General features: G+C 64.8%; 14 protein-coding genes. 9 read left to right on the forward strand and 5 right to left on the reverse strand.

Features of this window, described 5'->3' with window-relative positions; genetic code table 11:
• Positions 1-25: 25 nt before the first annotated feature.
• The 4 genes from ABDB81_RS26490 to ABDB81_RS26505 all read right to left on the reverse strand — a co-directional run bounded on the left by ABDB81_RS26490 (position 26) and on the right by ABDB81_RS26505 (position 3,916).
• Positions 26-961: a ComEC/Rec2 family competence protein gene (locus tag ABDB81_RS26490; protein WP_346814025.1), complete on the reverse strand. Its 936-nt coding sequence runs from the start codon at positions 959-961 to the stop codon at positions 26-28.
• A 122-nt stretch (positions 962-1,083) separates the two neighbouring features.
• The gene (locus tag ABDB81_RS26495) at positions 1,084-1,911 is read right to left on the reverse strand and encodes a TatD family hydrolase (RefSeq protein ID WP_346814026.1); all 828 of its coding nucleotides are present in this window, start codon (positions 1,909-1,911) and stop codon (positions 1,084-1,086) included.
• Between the two features lie 24 nt (positions 1,912-1,935).
• A complete protein-coding gene (lolD, locus tag ABDB81_RS26500) occupies positions 1,936-2,673 on the reverse strand; it encodes a lipoprotein-releasing ABC transporter ATP-binding protein LolD (RefSeq protein WP_137926822.1) in 738 nt (245 codons plus the stop codon).
• Entirely contained in the window at positions 2,666-3,916 is a 1,251-nt protein-coding gene (locus ABDB81_RS26505; RefSeq protein WP_137926821.1) for a lipoprotein-releasing ABC transporter permease subunit, read from the reverse strand. Before ABDB81_RS26505 ends, lolD begins: the two co-directional genes overlap by 8 nt.
• 98 nt (positions 3,917-4,014) lie before the next feature.
• Here ABDB81_RS26505 and ABDB81_RS26510 point away from each other — a divergent pair, with 98 nt between their 5' ends.
• From ABDB81_RS26510 to ABDB81_RS26535, 6 genes are all read left to right on the forward strand, one after another.
• On the forward strand, positions 4,015-5,139 hold the full coding sequence (locus ABDB81_RS26510; RefSeq protein WP_346814027.1) for a hypothetical protein: 1,125 nt from the start codon (positions 4,015-4,017) through the stop codon (positions 5,137-5,139).
• A 23-nt stretch (positions 5,140-5,162) separates the two neighbouring features.
• A complete protein-coding gene (gene recJ / locus ABDB81_RS26515) occupies positions 5,163-6,863 on the forward strand; it encodes a single-stranded-DNA-specific exonuclease RecJ (RefSeq protein WP_346814028.1) in 1,701 nt (566 codons plus the stop codon).
• Positions 6,864-6,985: 122 nt separating this feature from the next.
• Complete coding sequence (locus ABDB81_RS26520; RefSeq protein ID WP_137926818.1) at positions 6,986-7,690, forward strand: ABC transporter ATP-binding protein; 705 nt, start codon at positions 6,986-6,988, stop codon at positions 7,688-7,690.
• Entirely contained in the window at positions 7,687-9,117 is a 1,431-nt protein-coding gene (locus tag ABDB81_RS26525; protein WP_346814029.1) for an FtsX-like permease family protein, read from the forward strand. Before ABDB81_RS26520 ends, ABDB81_RS26525 begins: the two co-directional genes overlap by 4 nt.
• Positions 9,110-10,081 (forward strand): outer membrane lipoprotein-sorting protein, encoded by a 972-nt coding sequence (locus tag ABDB81_RS26530; RefSeq protein WP_346814030.1) that lies wholly within the window; start codon positions 9,110-9,112, stop codon positions 10,079-10,081. The genes ABDB81_RS26525 and ABDB81_RS26530 overlap by 8 nt, the downstream gene beginning before the upstream one ends.
• Positions 10,081-11,373: a hypothetical protein gene (locus tag ABDB81_RS26535; protein ID WP_346814031.1), complete on the forward strand. Its 1,293-nt coding sequence runs from the start codon at positions 10,081-10,083 to the stop codon at positions 11,371-11,373. The genes ABDB81_RS26530 and ABDB81_RS26535 overlap by 1 nt, the downstream gene beginning before the upstream one ends.
• Positions 11,374-11,382: 9 nt before the next feature.
• On the opposite strand, the gene ABDB81_RS26540 is transcribed toward ABDB81_RS26535, so the two are convergent.
• Positions 11,383-12,120, reverse strand: coding sequence for a peptidoglycan DD-metalloendopeptidase family protein (locus ABDB81_RS26540; protein ID WP_346814032.1), 738 nt, complete (start codon positions 12,118-12,120; stop codon positions 11,383-11,385).
• Between the two features lie 210 nt (positions 12,121-12,330).
• On the opposite strand from ABDB81_RS26540, the gene prfB reads away from it, so the two are divergent.
• The 3 genes from prfB (at position 12,331) to lysS (ending at position 15,917) form a co-directional block, all read left to right on the forward strand.
• Positions 12,331-13,435, forward strand: a protein-coding gene (gene prfB, locus ABDB81_RS26545; protein ID WP_137926814.1) for a peptide chain release factor 2 whose coding sequence is annotated in 2 segments (ribosomal slippage) — positions 12,331-12,411 and positions 12,413-13,435 — 1,104 coding nt in all. Because the reading frame shifts where the segments join, the coding sequence is not laid out codon by codon here.
• Between the two features lie 122 nt (positions 13,436-13,557).
• Positions 13,558-14,328: an SDR family oxidoreductase gene (locus tag ABDB81_RS26550; RefSeq protein ID WP_137926813.1), complete on the forward strand. Its 771-nt coding sequence runs from the start codon at positions 13,558-13,560 to the stop codon at positions 14,326-14,328.
• A gap of 47 nt (positions 14,329-14,375) precedes the next feature.
• Complete coding sequence (gene lysS, locus ABDB81_RS26555) at positions 14,376-15,917, forward strand: lysine--tRNA ligase (protein WP_346814033.1); 1,542 nt, start codon at positions 14,376-14,378, stop codon at positions 15,915-15,917.
• Positions 15,918-16,005: the final 88 nt, after the last annotated feature.

The following is a 16,005-nucleotide window of genomic DNA, read 5'->3' on the forward strand; positions in this document are numbered from 1 at the left end:
AGTCTACCTTTTGAGGTGTCCAGGTTTATTGGACCACTACACCCAGCCCCTCTCCCGCGTGCGGGAGAGGGGAGCAAGCCGCGCGGTATCGGTCGCGGCGGACGTGCACGAACCCCACCCCAAACGACCACCGCCACCCCCACCTCGCCAGTGCCCCGACCATCCCCGACAGCATAGTGATATGGAGTCCCGAGATGCTCACCAGATGGGAAATCCCCGTGCGCCGGAACACATCCCAATCTTCCTGCCCAATACCGCGCTGATCTCCGATCACCAGCGCCACCAGCACCGCACCGAAGCGCGCGTCGGCTGGCATCGCCTGCCGGATATGATCGCGCAACCCTGCGCGCCAACTGGCAATGCGTACCGTCAATGGCAGGCGCCCATCCTCCCCCATCCTCACCAGTTGACCGCTGCGCACGTACCCCGTTGCGTCGACACCCTGCGACAGCAGCCAGTAGCCGTAATCGAACCCATGAGGATTAGCCAATCCACGCGGCCGGCGTAGTCGCACGTTCAACCGATAACGCTGCCCCGGCTCCAAACCCTCGGGCGGTGAGCGCCACGTCAGCATCAGTCGTTCCGCCGGAATTGAATCGTCGCCCTGTCCTTCCCATACGGATGGCAGGAACAAAAACCGCGTACCGTGAGGCGCCGCGTCTGGCAGCCCTGCCACGAAACCCACCACTTGGAGGTCACGACCTGCAAGTACGGGGTCAAGCCATTGATCGAGACGTACGTCGGCCCGCCACGCCGCCCAGCCGAATCCCGCCAGCACAGCCAGCGCTATCCCGACCACCCATCGCACCCGCCCCCGCCATGGCGCACGCAAGCGCCCCACCGCCCAGCACGCTGCAACGGCCATCGAACCGGCCACAAGCAGCCACCCGAGGCCCGGCAAATTCCCCTGTTGCTGCAGCAACCAGCAGCCCACCACGAAGGCCAGCAGCATCGAGCGCATCCCGTCTCCTTCGTATGCGTGGAAGACGGACGTAGTTGTACCGCGCGGCGATCACGAAAAACGTGTCCGAATGTTGTGGCGATGCGCCAGAAGTGTGAACTCTGAGGAAGGATTGACCGCGCTCAACGCGGGGCCATGATGTCCGCGAAGGCGGCCAGCCGTGGCAGTGCTGCCACGGCATTGCGCCACATGATGGCGGCGAGTTCGGGCTCGCCAAGGCCGCGCAGTTCCGCCATCACGCGCGCCACGCCAGCCACCTCGCCGGGGGTGTTGCGCGCCTTGTGTTGCTCGCCGAACTGGTCGTCCGAGAGCCATGCCGGTGCGATATCGGGCGCGTCGGTTTCGAGCACGATTGCCTCGATGGGCAGTTCGGTGGCCAGCCGCCGTATCTGCTTGGCGCGCGAGAAGGTGACGTTGCCGCCGAAGCCCAGCTTCATCCCGTGCTCCGCGTAGCGACGCGCCTGCTCGTTGCTACCGTTGAACGCATGTGCGATGCCCTGCTTCACGCCCACGCGCCGCAACTGGGCATAGACCTGATCCTGGGATTTGCGAACGTGCAGCAACACAGGCAGATCGAACTCGCGCGCGATCTTGAGCTGCTCCGTATAGAGCCAGGTCTGGTGCGCGGCATCGAGGCCGGGCACGAAAAAATCCAGCCCGATCTCGCCGATGGCGACGAGGCGCGGATCATCGATCGATGCCGCTACCTGCTGGCGCAGCGCGTCGAGATCGGCCTGGCCGGCGCCGGGCGTGCAGAGCGGATGAATGCCGAGCGCATAGACACAGTGCGGATCGGCATGGGCCAGCCCGCGCACCGCCTCGAAATTGGACACCGCCACGGCCGGCAGCACGATGCCGGTCACACCCGCCGCTACCGCGGCTGCCGTCACGCCGCCGCGATCGGCATCGAACTCGCGGGCGTCGAGGTGGCAATGGGTGTCGATCCACATGGAGCGGTGCTTTTGAAGTACAGATTAGCGTTCGACGTGCAGATGTCCGTCGCGCAACCGGAAGATCCGATCGCAACGGCCGGCCAGGTCCATGTCGTGCGTGACGATCACGAAGCTCGTACCCAGCGTGCGCGAGAGTTCGAGCATCAGGTCGTAGACACCGCCTGCCGTATGGTCATCGAGGTTGCCGGTGGGTTCGTCGGCCAGCACACACGCTGGCTGGCCTACCAGCGCACGCGCAACGGCCACGCGCTGGCGCTCGCCGCCAGACAGTTCGCCGGGACGATGCTTCGAGCGACCGCCGAGTCCCACGCGATCGAGCATCGCCTGCGCGGCCTCGCGAGACTGGGCCTCGTTCAGACCACGGATGCGCATCGGCATTCCCACGTTATCGAGCGCAGTGAACTCGGGCAACAGATGATGGAACTGGTAGACGAAGCCGAGCGAGCGGTTGCGCACGATGTTGCGCTCTTTCTCGCGCAGCGCCGTGAATGGTTTGCCGAGCAGTGCCACGCGACCCGAGTCCGGATCATCGAGTCCGCCCAGCACATGGAGCAGTGTCGACTTGCCCGAACCCGAGGCGCCGACGATCGCCACCTTTTCACCGGCATTCACGCGCAGGTCCACGCCGCGCAGTACCTCCACATCGAGTCCGCCTTGCCGGAACCGCTTGGTCAGGCCCTCGGCCACCAGCACCGGGGCACCGGTACGCGTTGCGGGCACCACCGTCGAGACATCCTGGAGCAATGTCGAATCATTCATAGCGCAGCGCCTCCGCCGGGTTGACGCGGGCAGCACGCCAGCTCGGATAAATCGTCGCCAGCGTAGCCAGCACGAAGGAAATGATACCGATGGTGGTGATGTCGTTCACGCGGGGGTCCGAAGGCAGTTCGCTGATGAAATAGATGTCCTTGGGCAAGAACTGCACGTGCAGGATGCGTTCGATGAACGGCACGATCACGTCGATGTTCGTGGCGATCAGCGTGCCGCCCAGCACGCCGAGCAAGGTGCCGATAAAGCCGATGGCCACACCCTGCACGATGAAGATCTTCATGATGGAACGCGGCTGGGCGCCCATCGTTCGGAGGATGGCGATATCGGCCTGCTTGTCGGTCACCGTCATCACCAGCGTCGAGACGAGGTTGAAGGCGGCTACCGCAATGATCAGCGTCAGGATGATGAACATCATGCGCTTCTCTGTCTGCACGGCGGCGAACCAGTTGCGGTTCTGCTTCGACCAGTCGCGCAGATAGAGGTCGCCGGACATCGTGCCCGCCAACTCCTGCGCCACCTGCGGTGCCTGTTGCATGTCCTTGAGCTTGAGCCGCACGCCGGACGGGCCGTTCTGGCGGAACAGCACCTCGGCGTCCTGCATGTTGATGAGCGCCAGCGCGCTGTCGAACTCATAGTGGCCCGACGAGAAGATGCCGGCCACCGTGAACTGCTTGAGCCGGGGCAGGATGCCGGCCGGTGTGATGGTGCCCTGCGGCGCCACCAGCGTGACCTTGTCGCCCACGCGCACACCCAGTGCGTTGGCCAACTCACTGCCCAGGGCGATGTCGAAGCCGCCTGGCACCAGTGCATTCATGCTGCCTGCGCGGAACTGGCTGCCGATGTCGGATACCTTGGGCTCCTGGGCCGGGTCCACGCCGCGCAGCAGCACGCCGCGCACCGCATCGTCGCGCGTCAGCATGGCCTGCGCCGCCACGTAGGGCGCGGCCCCGATCACTTCCTTGTTGCGCTCGGCCTCGCCAGCGGTCTTCTGCCAGTCCTGGAGCGGCCCGGCGCCAATGACTTCGATATGTGCGAGGACCGACAGCATGCGGTCGCGCACTTCCTTCTGGAAGCCGTTCATCACCGACAGCACCACAATCAGGGCTGCCACGCCCAGCGCGATGCCGAGCATGGAAATCATCGAAATGAACGAAATGAATGTGTTGCGGCTGGCGCGCTTGCTCGCGCGGGTGTACCGCCAGCCGATCTGCCACTCGTAAGGAAATTTCAAGGGAAGTCCTGTAGTTCTGGAAATGCGTCCGGCGGCAGTCTACCTTGGGTGACGGAAAACTGGCGCCTGCCAGCCGGGAGTTTACAATCTCGCCCACGATGACGACGCACCTGACCCTGATTGTGCCCTTTTCCGTCCCGCCAGGTGCTGGCGACGACGCCACGGACGATGTCGTCCCCGGCGCGCTGCTGCGCCAGTTGGAGTTGCCCGCGCTCGGAAAGTTGCTGACGCGCGCCACGCCGGGACCCCGCGAAACCCACGACGATCCCTACCTGCGATCGCTGCCCCAGGAACGCTGGCTGGCCGCCCGCGCCGGCCTGGACGCCGCGCAGGTGGCCACGGCACCCTATATGCGGCTGGCTGACCGGACTGCGGCCGGGCTGCCTTCGGAAGCCGAGGAAGGCGCCGGATGGGCGTGCCTGCAGCCAGTCCACATCCATGCCGCCCGCGATCACCTGGTACTGCTGCATCCGGACCAGATCGAGATCCGTGCCGAGGAAGCCGAGGCGCTGCGCGCCGCAGTGGCCGACTTGCTGGACGAAGCCGGCATCCGTCTGGACGCGCCCCAACCGGCCCGGTGGTATGTGCCGGAAAATACGTTCGGCGAACTCCTGGCCACCACGCCAGTGCGCGCGACGGGCCGCAATATCGACATCTGGATGCAGGCCGGCGCGCGCGCGCGCGACTGGCGGCGCTTCCAGAACGAGATCCAGATGACGTGGCACGGCCACCCCGTCAACGAGGCCCGGGAAGCCGAAGGCCGCCTGCCGGTCAATTCGGTCTGGCTGCACGGCGGCGGCCGCGTCCAGACCGTCCGCAAGCTGGCCGATACGGTGCTGTCGGACGATCCGTATCTGATCGGACTCGCCCTGGCGGGCGGCAGTCAGGTTGGTCCGCAGCCGGCACGTTTTGCGGACCTCGGGACGAGCGATGGGCAGGCCGACAGCGTCCTGACCCTGCTCGACAGTGCGACCGAGGCGCATATCGCCGCCGACTGGGGCCTCTGGCTCGAACGGATGCACGCACTCGACGCCGAGTGGTTCCAGCCTGTGCTGGATGCGCTGACGGCCGGGCAAATCCAGTCTGCGACCTTCGTGCTCGGCGGCGAGAACCATTTTGCCGAATTCACCGTCACGCGCGCCGACCTGCGCAAGTTCTGGCGGGGCCTTGGCGCGCGAGGCGACTGGCGCGCACTGCTCTCCAACCTGGCCATGGCGGCCTGACCTGTCTCCAAGCGTCTATATCTATGACCCGGATCGCCGTCCGCTCCCACTCTCCCGAACACGCCGGTACGCTGTCCGCTGCGGGACTCCACCCTACCCTGGCGCGCATCCTGGCCGCACGGGGGGTGCTGCACCCGTCCGAACTGGCCACCGACCTGCCGGAACTGGTGCCGCCCTCGCAGATGAAAGGCATCGACCACGCGGCGAAATACCTGGCCGATGCCATCGCCGCCAACCGCAAGCTGCTGATCGTGGCCGACTACGACTGCGACGGCGCTACAGCCTGCACCGTGGGCGTACGCGGATTGCGGATGCTGGGGGCGCGCGTCGATTTCATCGTGCCGAACCGCTTCGAGTACGGGTATGGCCTGACGCCCGAAATCGTCGAACTGGCTGCGCGGCAGCAACCTGACGTGATCGTCACGGTCGACAACGGCATTGCCAGTGTCGATGGCGTGGCCGCCGCCAATGCGCGCGGCATCGACGTGGTGGTGACCGACCATCACCTGCCCGGCGCGGTGTTGCCCGAGGCCGCCGTGATCGTCAATCCAAACCAGCCGGGCTGCGAATTCCCAAGCAAGAACCTGGCTGGCGTGGGCGTGATGTTCTACGTGTTGCTCGCGTTGCGCGCGGAACAGCGCCAACGTGGCATCTATACGAAAGAAACGCAGCCGCCGCTGCAAACCCTGCTCGATCTCGTCGCGCTGGGCACGGTGGCCGACGTGGTCAAGCTGGACACCAACAACCGCATTCTGGTAGCACAGGGCCTGAAGCGCATGCGCGCTGGCCGCATGCACCCCGGCGTGGCCGCGCTGTTCCGGGCAGCCGGACGCGAGGCGTCGCGTGCCAACACCTTTGACCTCGGATTTGGCCTGGGCCCGCGCCTGAACGCGGCCGGGCGACTGGCGGATATGTCGCTCGGCATTGAATGCCTGCTGACCGACGACGCGAACCGCGCCTGGGAAATCGCCCAGGAACTGGACGGCATGAACCGGGAGCGGCGCGATATCGAGGCCGGCATGCAACAGGAGGCGCTGCAGATCCTGGAACAACCGATTGCCGGCCTGGACCCGGCCTCGCGCTTCACGGTAAGCGTCTTCCACGACACGTGGCACCAGGGTGTAATCGGCATCGTCGCCTCACGGCTCAAGGAAAAATTCCACCGCCCGACCATCACCTTCGCGCCCGGCGACGAAGAACACATCAAGGGTTCCGGACGCTCGATCCCGGGATTCCATTTGCGCGACGCACTGGACCTGGTATCCAAGCGCCATCCTGGCCTATTGGTGAAATTTGGCGGACATGCCATGGCTGCGGGTCTGACCGTGCGTGTCGAGGACTTCCAAACCTTCGTCGACGCCTTCGAAAAGGTGGGAAGCGAATGGCTGAATGCGGAACAACTCGCGCGCGTGATCGAAACCGATGGCGATATCGAGGACGGCTGCTTCTCCCCGGAATTCGTGACGATGCTCGAAGGCCATGTCTGGGGCCAGGGCTTTCCGCCGCCCACGTTCTCGGGAGAATTCGATGTGCTGCGCCAGACCGTACTAAAGGGAAAGCACCTCAAACTCCAGCTCGGACGCGGCAGCCAGCGCTTCGATGCCATCTGGTTCAACCACGCCGACGCGCTGGATGGCGCCAGCGCATTGGTGGCCTACCGGCTCGACAACAACACGTTCAACGGCGCAACACGCGTACAGCTTATCGTTGAACACGCGCAATAGTTTGCGCATTCCTGGCGGCCGGCGCTCAAGTTTCAGTTTTCTCCGATTTATCGGAAAGTTCGCACTCCATACATTTCAGTCCCTGACTTACCCGTCCCCGGTAAGTTCTACGGAGATACTGAATGGATGCAGTCACCCTTTCCAATGTCAGCCGGCAATACGCCCTGGGCGTCGAACGCGTGGCCGCCCTATCGGATGTATCACTCCGTATTGGCGCGCAACGCTTCACCGTACTCGCAGGGCCATCCGGGAGCGGCAAGAGCACGCTGCTGAATCTGATTGGATGCATCGACCGGCCTGACGCCGGTCGGGTCCGCATCGGCGGCAAGCCGGTCGGTGACTGGTCCGACTCTGCCCTGACAGACTTCCGCGCCCGCCATATCGGCTTCATCTTTCAGAATTTCAACCTGCTGCCGGTGCTGACGGCATCGGAAAACATTGAGTATCCGCTGCTCGTGCGAGGCGTCCCTGCCGCCGAGCGACGCTGGCGCGTGCGCGACATGCTCGAAGCCGTGGGCCTTGGCACCAAGGGGCGTCACCGTCCGAACCAGCTCTCAGGCGGGCAATGCCAGCGCGTGGCCATTGCCCGTGCCCTGATCCACGCCCCGGAACTGGTGCTGGCCGACGAACCCACTGCCAGCCTCGACACCCATACCGCCCTCGACATTCTGAAACTGATGCGCACGCTCCAGCGCACGCATCGCACTACCTTCGTCTTTTCCTCGCACGATCCGATGGTGATCTCGCACGCCGACGACCTGATCCGATTGCGGGACGGCCGCCTCGACGCCGCCGAACCGGTGGCAGCCGCCGGGGTCGCGCCATGAATGCATTTGTACTGGCGGCACGCAACCTGCGCCGCAATGGCCGCCGCTCATTGATCACGTTGCTGGCGTTGGTCATCGGTACGATGGCCATCCTGTTGCTGGGCGGCTACGCACGCGACATCACCTTCGGCCTGCAGACCATCTACGTGCAGCACACCGGGCACCTGCAACTGGTGAAAGCCGGCTACAACGATTTCGGACGCGGCAACCCGGCCGCCTATGGCATTTCCCGTAGCGACGACATCCTGCAACTGCTGCGCGACGACCCCGTGCTAGCGCCGATGCTGACCGTGGCCACGCCGATGCTGCAGTTTGGCGGTATTGGTGCAAATGCCGGCCATGCAACGTCCATTCCCGTAGCGGTTCAGGGCGTGGTGGCGAAGGACCTCGGGCGCCTGCTCGAATGGAACAGCTATGACGTGCCCATTCCTGCGTCGCCGAACGGACTCGACAACACGGCTCCCGATGCAGCGCTGATCGGCATGGGCGTCGCCCGCATCCTGCAGATGTGCGATGCACTCGGCGTGGCCGGGTGTCCGGAGCCACCGCCCGTTGAACGCGACGACAGCGCCGCGGACACGCCGGATGAACTTGCCGCGCTGTCTGTCGGCGACGCGGCACAAGACACAACCCACGACGCAGCCATGGCGCCTGGCGCGTCGGCATCCGCCAGCAGCGCTGCGCAACTTGACGTACTGACGGCCAGCACCGGCAGCGCGCCGAACATCGCCCGCCTGGGTGTGGCGCGTGCGGTCAAGCAAGGCATGCAGGCGGCAGACGACAGCTTCGTCGGCATGCACCTCGCGCAGGCCCAGAAACTGGTGTTCGGCCAGGGCGACCCGAAGGTCACCACACTCGTCATGCAGTTCCAGCACACCGCGCAGATCGACGCGGCGCGCGAACGGCTTGAGCAGTTGCTGGCCGGGCCGTTGCGTGACGCGGGACTGGAAATCCGCGATGTCTTCGAACTCAATCCACCCTACCGCCAGACCATCGACATGGTGGTTGCGCTGTTCGTATTCGTTGCCACGTTGATGGCCGTCATTGTGCTGTTCACGGTCAGCAACACCATGAGCATGGCCATCATGGAGCGCACCGTGGAAATCGGCACGTTGCGCGCCATCGGCATCCAGCGCCCCGGCGTGTTGCGGATGTTCGTCGCCGAAGGCGGATTGCTCGGCATGACGGGCTGGGTGCTGGGCGCGATCCTGGCGCTGGGCATTGCCCTGCTGCTGGAGCGCAGCGGTATCCCGTGGTCGCCGCCCGGCATGGCGATCGAGATTCCGGTCACCGCGCGCTTCTGGAATGCCCCGGAGTTAGTGGTGCTCAGCAGTGCCGGCATTGTTGTGCTGTCGATGGCTTCGGCCTGGCTGCCGTCACGCCGTGCCTCGCGGATGAATGTCGTGGATGCCCTGCGCCATGTCTGAACGCCATCACCGAGTCGATGCCTTGCCGCTGTCGGGTCCGACAGCGGCCCCTTTCCCGACTGCCCTGCCTGCCCCGCCTGCCATGCATCCATCCCTGCCCCGTCCCGCTTCACATCGTCGGCGCTGGCTGCCCGTCGCCGTTGCCATCTTGCTGCCGCTGGCCTGGGTGGCCGCAAGCGGGAACGCCGCCGCCAGCGGCACTGCGTCCGGCAAGGCCAAGTCGCCATCCTCGTCCGCCCAGCGCCTGCTCGAAGCCAGCGACCGGGTGCGTAATCCTTCCACCTCGTTCTCGCTGACGACCACGCTGGTGGAATACCGCAAAGGCAAGCAAAGCGACAGCGCCACGGTCACCGTCTATTCCCATCTCGACGAGGCGCGCGCTCAGTATCGGAGCCTCGTCCGCTACGTGGCGCCGGCCCGGGAGGTCGGCAAGCTCACGCTGAAAAGCGGGAAGGACCTGTGGTTCTATGACCCCGCCAGCCAGGCCAGCATCCGCATTTCGCCGCAGCAGCGCCTGTTGGGACAGGCGTCGAACGGCGACGTCATCTCCGCCAACTTCGCGGCCGACTACACGGCGCGGTTCGAGGCTAACGAGTCGGTGCAGGACGGCGACCGCAAGACGCGCAAGAGCGTGCGGCTGCATCTTGGGGCCCGAACCAGCGAGGCCACGTACCACCACGTTCGGCTATGGCTCGACGCCGGCAACAACCATCCCATCAAGGCGCAGTTCCACGCAGACAGCGGGCGCTTGCTAAAGACCGTCTACTACCGGCGCTACCAGCACCAGCTTGGCGGCCTTCGCCCCACGGAGCAGGTCATCATCGACGCGCTGGAGCCGGGCTGGATCACCGTCATGCGCTACAGCAACTTCGTGGAGCGCGCGATTCCGGCGGCATGGCTGCAGCGCGACTACCTGCCGCAATTCAAGCCGGAGGCGGCCGGCACCGCGCCTTCCGACCGCTGATGCGACGCCGCTTTCTACACACCTGTCTGCACGCCTGTGCATGGCTGGCCGCCTCCGCATCATCGCAGGCCATCGCCGAGACCGACACGGGCCTGATGCCCGTCGATGATCTCGCGGCATTGATGCTCGCCGATGACACGGCCGATAGCCACAATGACGAAAAGCCCTGGAAGCTGACGGTCGAAGCAGCAGCCGGCATGGAGTCCGAGCGCGACACTTCCGCCTACGCGGTGGCGCGCGGCGCGCTCGACATGGCACTGGACTACCGCGCCACGCCCACACTGCGGCTGGTGTTCCGCGATAGGATCGATGATTTCTCGCGCGCCAACGCCAGCGGCCAGCATGTGATCAACACTTGGAAGGAAGGCTATCTCGCGTGGCAACCCACGTCGCATGCGAGCCTGGAACTCGGCCGGATCAACGTCCGCCAGGGCGTGGCGATGGGCTACAACCCGACTGACTGGTTCAACGATGGGGCGGTGCGCGCCGTGCCATCGGTGGCGCCCGACAGTCTGCGCCAGAACCGCCAGGGCAGCATCGTCGCGCGCAGCCAATGGCTTTGGAATGGCGGCGCAGCCTTCGCGCTCTATTCGCCCAAGCTCGCCAGCACCCCCAGTCAGGCATCGTTCAGCCCAGATCTCGGGGCCACGAACCGCCGTCATCGCTACCTGCTGGGCGCGTCGGCTCGGCTTTCCGACCGCATCCAGCCTCAGTTGTTGCTGCAGGGCGGACAGGGACAGTCGCCTCAGGTGGGTGTCAACCTCAGCGTGCTGGCCAGCGATGCGGTGACCGCCTACGCGGAATGGTCGGGCGGACGAGACCGGTCACAGTTGAACGAGGCGTTGGGACTGCCACCCGACACCGCCTTCCGGCAACGGCTCTCCACAGGGGGAACCTGGACGATCGGCGGCAAGGTCACTGCGACAGCCGAGTACCAATATGACGGCGCCGCGCCGGATGCCACGCAGTGGCGGCAGTTCTGGCGACTGCCGCCTGCGGCACAGATGGGATACCGCCAGTTCCTGGCCGATTCGCAGGAGCTGGCTACGCGCTCGGGCGCGTTTCTTTACGTAAGCTGGCGTGACGCCATGACACCCGGCCTCGACCTGAACGCCATGGCCCGCCTGGATCTGGTCGATCGCAGCAATATGTTCTGGATCGAGTGGCGCTACCGCCTGCCGGGATGGGATATTGCCCTGCAATGGCAGCGCAATGCCGGCGCGCGGGACACCAGTTATGGCAGCCTGCCGGTGCGCCAGTCGCTGATGCTGCTGACCGCGCTGTACTTCTAGGTCTCGGCGCTATCGCGACGGCAGGTAGCTGGCCGGGTTGACCGGCTTGCCGCTGCCACGCACTTCGAAATGCAGTTCGCTGGCGTTGTTCATGCTGCCCAGTTCCTGGCCTGCTGCCACACGTGAGCCCTCCTTGACCAGCGTCTTGTCCAGGTTGCCATAGACGGTCAGCCAGTCGTCGTTGTGCTTGACGATCACAAGCTGGCCGTAGCCGCGCAGCGTGCCGACGTGAATGGCCCAGCCGGAGGCGGCGGCGCGAACCTTGCCGCCAGCCGGCACCTCGATTCGCAATCCCTTCTCCGACGGCGGCGCATAACGGCCGGTGACACGGCCATCGGCCGGCCACTGGAGACTGATCGACGTGGCTGGCGGCTTTGACGGCGGCTCGGAGGCCGCAGGCTTCTCGGGTGCGCTGGACGCTGCCGGGGCACCTCCCGCCTTGGCAGCGGAGATTCCCGCTCCCGCAGGCGGCTTGATCCGAATCAGTTGGCCCACCTCGATCTGACTCTTGTCCGGGATGTTGCTCCAGCGCGCCAGCTCGGCAACCGAGCGATTGTTGCGACGGGCAATCGAATACAGCGTGTCGCCCCGCTCGACACGGTAATAGCCTTCGGGGGCCGGTTCGCTGGGCGTGGTACTGCAGGCGGCCAGCCATACCGCGAAGGACACGGCGGCGAGATGCGCGGACAGACGCCGGGCGGGATTCTGGGATCGGGGTGCTGCGGAGAGTGCTGTGGAAGTGGTCATGCTCGGGGAGAAACAACCGGGACGTGGCCGCTATTGTCGCCCAAGTGAAGGCAAAGGCGGGCGGAAAGACAGTCGCTACCCCACCACAGACCGTTCGGTACGCGAACAGTTCACCGAAACATGGCCGAAAATGGGCATGCCGGGCCCGGGAGGCCACCGCCGATCCGCTATAATTCCACGTTTTCGCAAGCGCAGAATTCTAGGAATCTCATGGAAGCAGAACGCCTTAACGCCATTTCCGGTGCCATCTCCGATCTCCGTTCCCGGACGGAAGATCTACGGGGGTATCTTTGACTACGATGTCAAAGAAAACCGTCTAGATGAAGTCAACGGGCTGCTGGAAGATCCGGCGGTCTGGAACAACCCCAAGCGTGCCCAGGACCTGGGCAAGGAAAAGAAAGCGCTCGAAGCTGTCGTGCAGACGCTCGGCAAGCTGACCGACGACCTGAGCGGCACGGACGAACTGTTCGAGCTGGCACGCGAGGAAGGCGACGACGACACGCTCGAATCGATCGAGACCGATGTCCAGGGCTTCGAAGCCATCGTCGCGGACATGGAATTCCGCCGCATGTTCTCGGGCGAGATGGACCAGGCCAATGCGTTCATCGACATCCAGGCCGGGGCGGGTGGTACCGAAGCCTGCGACTGGGCATCGATGCTGCTGCGCCAGTACCTGAAGTACTGCGAGCGCAAGGGTTTCAAGGCCGAGGTGCTCGAAGAATCCGAAGGCGACGTGGCCGGCATCAAGAGCGCCACGATCAAGATCGAAGGCGACTACGCATTCGGCTATCTGCGTACCGAGACCGGCGTGCACCGTCTGGTTCGCAAGTCGCCGTTCGATTCGTCGGGCGGTCGCCACACGTCGTTCTCGTCGGTGTTCGTCTACCCCGAGGTGGATGACTCGTTCGAGGTCGAGGTCAACCCGGCAGACCTGCGCGTGGACACGTACCGCGCGTCGGGCGCCGGCGGCCAGCACATCAACAAGACCGATTCGGCCGTGCGTATCACGCACATCCCGACCGGCATTGTCGTGCAGTGCCAGAACGACCGCTCGCAGCACCGGAACCGTGCCGAGGCGATGTCGATGCTGAAATCGCGCCTGTACGAGCACGAGATGCGCAAGCGCCAGGCCGAGGCCGACAAGCTCGAAGCCGGCAAGACCGATGTGGGTTGGGGCCACCAGATCCGCTCGTACGTGCTGGACCAGAGCCGCATCAAGGACCTCCGTACCAACGTGGAAATGTCCAACACGCAGAAGGTGCTCGACGGCGATCTCGATCCGTTCATCGAGGCCAGCCTGAAGCAGGGCCTGTAAGCGTCGGCAGGCAACAGCAAGACCGCCACCGCTCGCGGCACCCTCCCCGGAGTGTGCCGCGAGGCGGCCGAAGCAACCCGAGCCATTTACCGAAAGCCGTTTCACACAACAAGGTCCAAGTCATGACCACCGGAACGCCCCACTCCGCCCATCTCTATATCGTCACCGGTTCCTCGCGCGGCCTTGGTGCCGCCATCGTGCGTACGCTGCTCAAACCGGGCAACCGCGTGATCGCAGTCGCCCGCAATCGCAATACCGAACTTGAAGCAGCGGCATCGGCCAGCGGCGTGCCGGTGGCCTGGCACCTGCAGGATCTGTCGCAGCCGGGTCCGTCCGCAGGCTGGCTCGGCAGTGTGCTGGATGCGGTGGACGACGTGCCTGCCAGCGTCACGCTGATCCTGAACGCGGGCGTGGTGGAACCGATTGGTCCGATCACCCAGTTGCGCGACAACACCCTGGTGCCGCATCTGCAGACCAACCTGGTCACGCCGATGACGATGACTGCGGCGTTCATCGAACACACCGCACGGTTCGACTGCCCGCGCCGCGTGCTGGCGATCTCGTCGGGCGCTGCGCGCAATCCGGTGCCGGGCTGGAGCGCGTACTGCGCCGGCAAGGCGGGCCTGGACATGTTCATCCGCTCGGTCAACACCGAGTACGCGAGCCTGCCGGACGAACGTGCGGTGCGCGCCGTGGCACTGGCACCGGGCGTGGTGGATACGGGGATGCAGGAGACGATCCGCGAAGCGGATTTCGCCCAGGTGCAACGCTTCCGGGACCTCAAGGCCAACGACCAGTTGGCATCGCCCGAGGATGTGGCCGCGCGCATCGTGGCCTATCTGGGCCGTACCGATTTCGGCAAGACCGAACTCGACGACATCCGCAACTATTGAATCGAATGCCGCGCGGGGCTCTGCCTCGCGCAACAGAATTTCACACCATGACCGAACCGACCCGCACGCCAGCCACACCCACCGACGCACCGGCCGTCGACGAAAACAAGATCATCGCTGAGCGTCGCGAGAAACTGCAGGCGCTGCGTGAGCAGGGCATCGCCTTCCCGAACGATTTCCGCCCGACGCATCAGGCGGGTCCGCTGCACGCGCAGTACGACCCGATCGAAGGACCCGAGCTGGAAGCCAGTGCGGTGGAAGTGTCCATCGCCGGCCGCATGATGCTCAAGCGCGTGATGGGCAAGGCGAGCTTTGCCACGATCCAGGACTCCACCGAGCGGATCCAGTTCTACATCAGCCGCGATGCCGTGGGCGAAGAGACTTACGCCAGCTTCAAGAAATGGGACCTTGGCGATATCGTGGCGGCACGCGGCACGCTGATGAAGACCAAGACTGGCGAGCTGTCGGTGTCGGTAACGGAATTGCGTCTCCTGTCCAAGAGCCTGCGTCCGCTGCCGGGCGACTTCTATGGCCTGGCCGACCAGGAAATGAAGTATCGCCAGCGTTATGTGGACCTGATCGTATCGCCGGAAACGCGTGAGACCTTCCGTGCCCGCACCAAGGCGATGTCGTCGCTGCGCCGCCATATGGCGGACGCCGGCTTCATGGAAGTGGAAACGCCGATGCTGCACCCGATTCCGGGTGGCGCGGCGGCCAAGCCCTTCATCACGCACCACAACGCGCTGGATATGCAGATGTTCATGCGTATCGCCCCCGAGCTGTATCTGAAGCGACTGATCGTTGGCGGCTTCGAGCGCGTGTTCGAGATCAACCGCAATTTCCGTAACGAAGGGGTGAGCCCGCGCCACAACCCCGAGTTCACGATGATGGAGTTCTACGCGGCCTACACGGACTACCGCTGGCTGATGGACTTCACCGAAAACCTGATCCGCGAGGCTGCCATCGATGCACGCGGCAGCGCCAAGCTGACCTATCAGGGCCGTGAGCTCGACCTGTCGAAGCCGTTCCATCGTCTGACGATCTGCCAGGCCATCCAGAAGTTCGCGCCCGAGTACACGGACGCGCAATTGGCCGACGTGGTCTTCCTGCGCACCGAGCTCAAGGACAAGTTCAAGATCAACGTCAATGCGCCGCAGTTCCTGAACGCGGGCATCGGCACGCTGCAACTGGTGCTGTTCGAGGAAACCGCCGAATCGCAACTGTGGGAGCCGACCTTCATCGTCGACTACCCGGTGGAAGTTTCGCCGCTGGCACGCGGTTCCGACACACAGCCGGGCATCACCGAACGTTTTGAACTGTTCATCACGGGCCGCGAGATCGCCAACGGCTTCTCGGAACTGAACGACCCGGAAGACCAGGCCGACCGCTTCCGCAAGCAGGTCGAGCAGAAGGACGCTGGCGACGAGGAAGCCATGTACTTCGACGCCGACTACATCCGCGCGCTCGAATACGGCATGCCTCCGACGGGCGGCTGCGGCATCGGTATTGATCGCCTGGTCATGCTGCTGACGGACAGCCCCAACATCCGCGACGTGATTCTGTTCCCGCATCTGCGTCGGGAAGATTAAGTCGCGCGCAGGTTTGCCTTGTATTGCTCCCCTCTCCCGCTTTGCGGGAGAGGGGTCGGGGGAGAGGGCGAAGCGGTTCAAACTGCGT

This window comes from Cupriavidus sp. DL-D2 (assembly GCF_039710735.1).
GTDB lineage: Bacteria > Pseudomonadota > Gammaproteobacteria > Burkholderiales > Burkholderiaceae > Cupriavidus.

Excerpts from the sequence above, each read along its gene's own strand:
- ABDB81_RS26490 (WP_346814025.1), bottom strand. The coding sequence starts at position 961 with ATGCGCTCGATGCTGCTGGCCTTCGTGGTGGGCTGCTGGTTGCTGCAG.
- ABDB81_RS26495 (WP_346814026.1), bottom strand. The coding sequence starts at position 1,911 with ATGTGGATCGACACCCATTGCCACCTCGACGCCCGCGAGTTCGATGCC.
- lolD (WP_137926822.1), bottom strand. The coding sequence starts at position 2,673 with ATGAATGATTCGACATTGCTCCAGGATGTCTCGACGGTGGTGCCCGCA.
- ABDB81_RS26510 (WP_346814027.1), top strand. The coding sequence starts at position 4,015 with ATGACGACGCACCTGACCCTGATTGTGCCCTTTTCCGTCCCGCCAGGT.
- recJ (WP_346814028.1), top strand. The coding sequence starts at position 5,163 with ATGACCCGGATCGCCGTCCGCTCCCACTCTCCCGAACACGCCGGTACG.
- ABDB81_RS26520 (WP_137926818.1), top strand. The coding sequence starts at position 6,986 with ATGGATGCAGTCACCCTTTCCAATGTCAGCCGGCAATACGCCCTGGGC.
- ABDB81_RS26525 (WP_346814029.1), top strand. The coding sequence starts at position 7,687 with ATGAATGCATTTGTACTGGCGGCACGCAACCTGCGCCGCAATGGCCGC.
- ABDB81_RS26530 (WP_346814030.1), top strand. The coding sequence starts at position 9,110 with ATGTCTGAACGCCATCACCGAGTCGATGCCTTGCCGCTGTCGGGTCCG.
- ABDB81_RS26535 (WP_346814031.1), top strand. The coding sequence starts at position 10,081 with ATGCGACGCCGCTTTCTACACACCTGTCTGCACGCCTGTGCATGGCTG.
- ABDB81_RS26540 (WP_346814032.1), bottom strand. The coding sequence starts at position 12,120 with ATGACCACTTCCACAGCACTCTCCGCAGCACCCCGATCCCAGAATCCC.
- ABDB81_RS26550 (WP_137926813.1), top strand. The coding sequence starts at position 13,558 with ATGACCACCGGAACGCCCCACTCCGCCCATCTCTATATCGTCACCGGT.
- lysS (WP_346814033.1), top strand. The coding sequence starts at position 14,376 with ATGACCGAACCGACCCGCACGCCAGCCACACCCACCGACGCACCGGCC.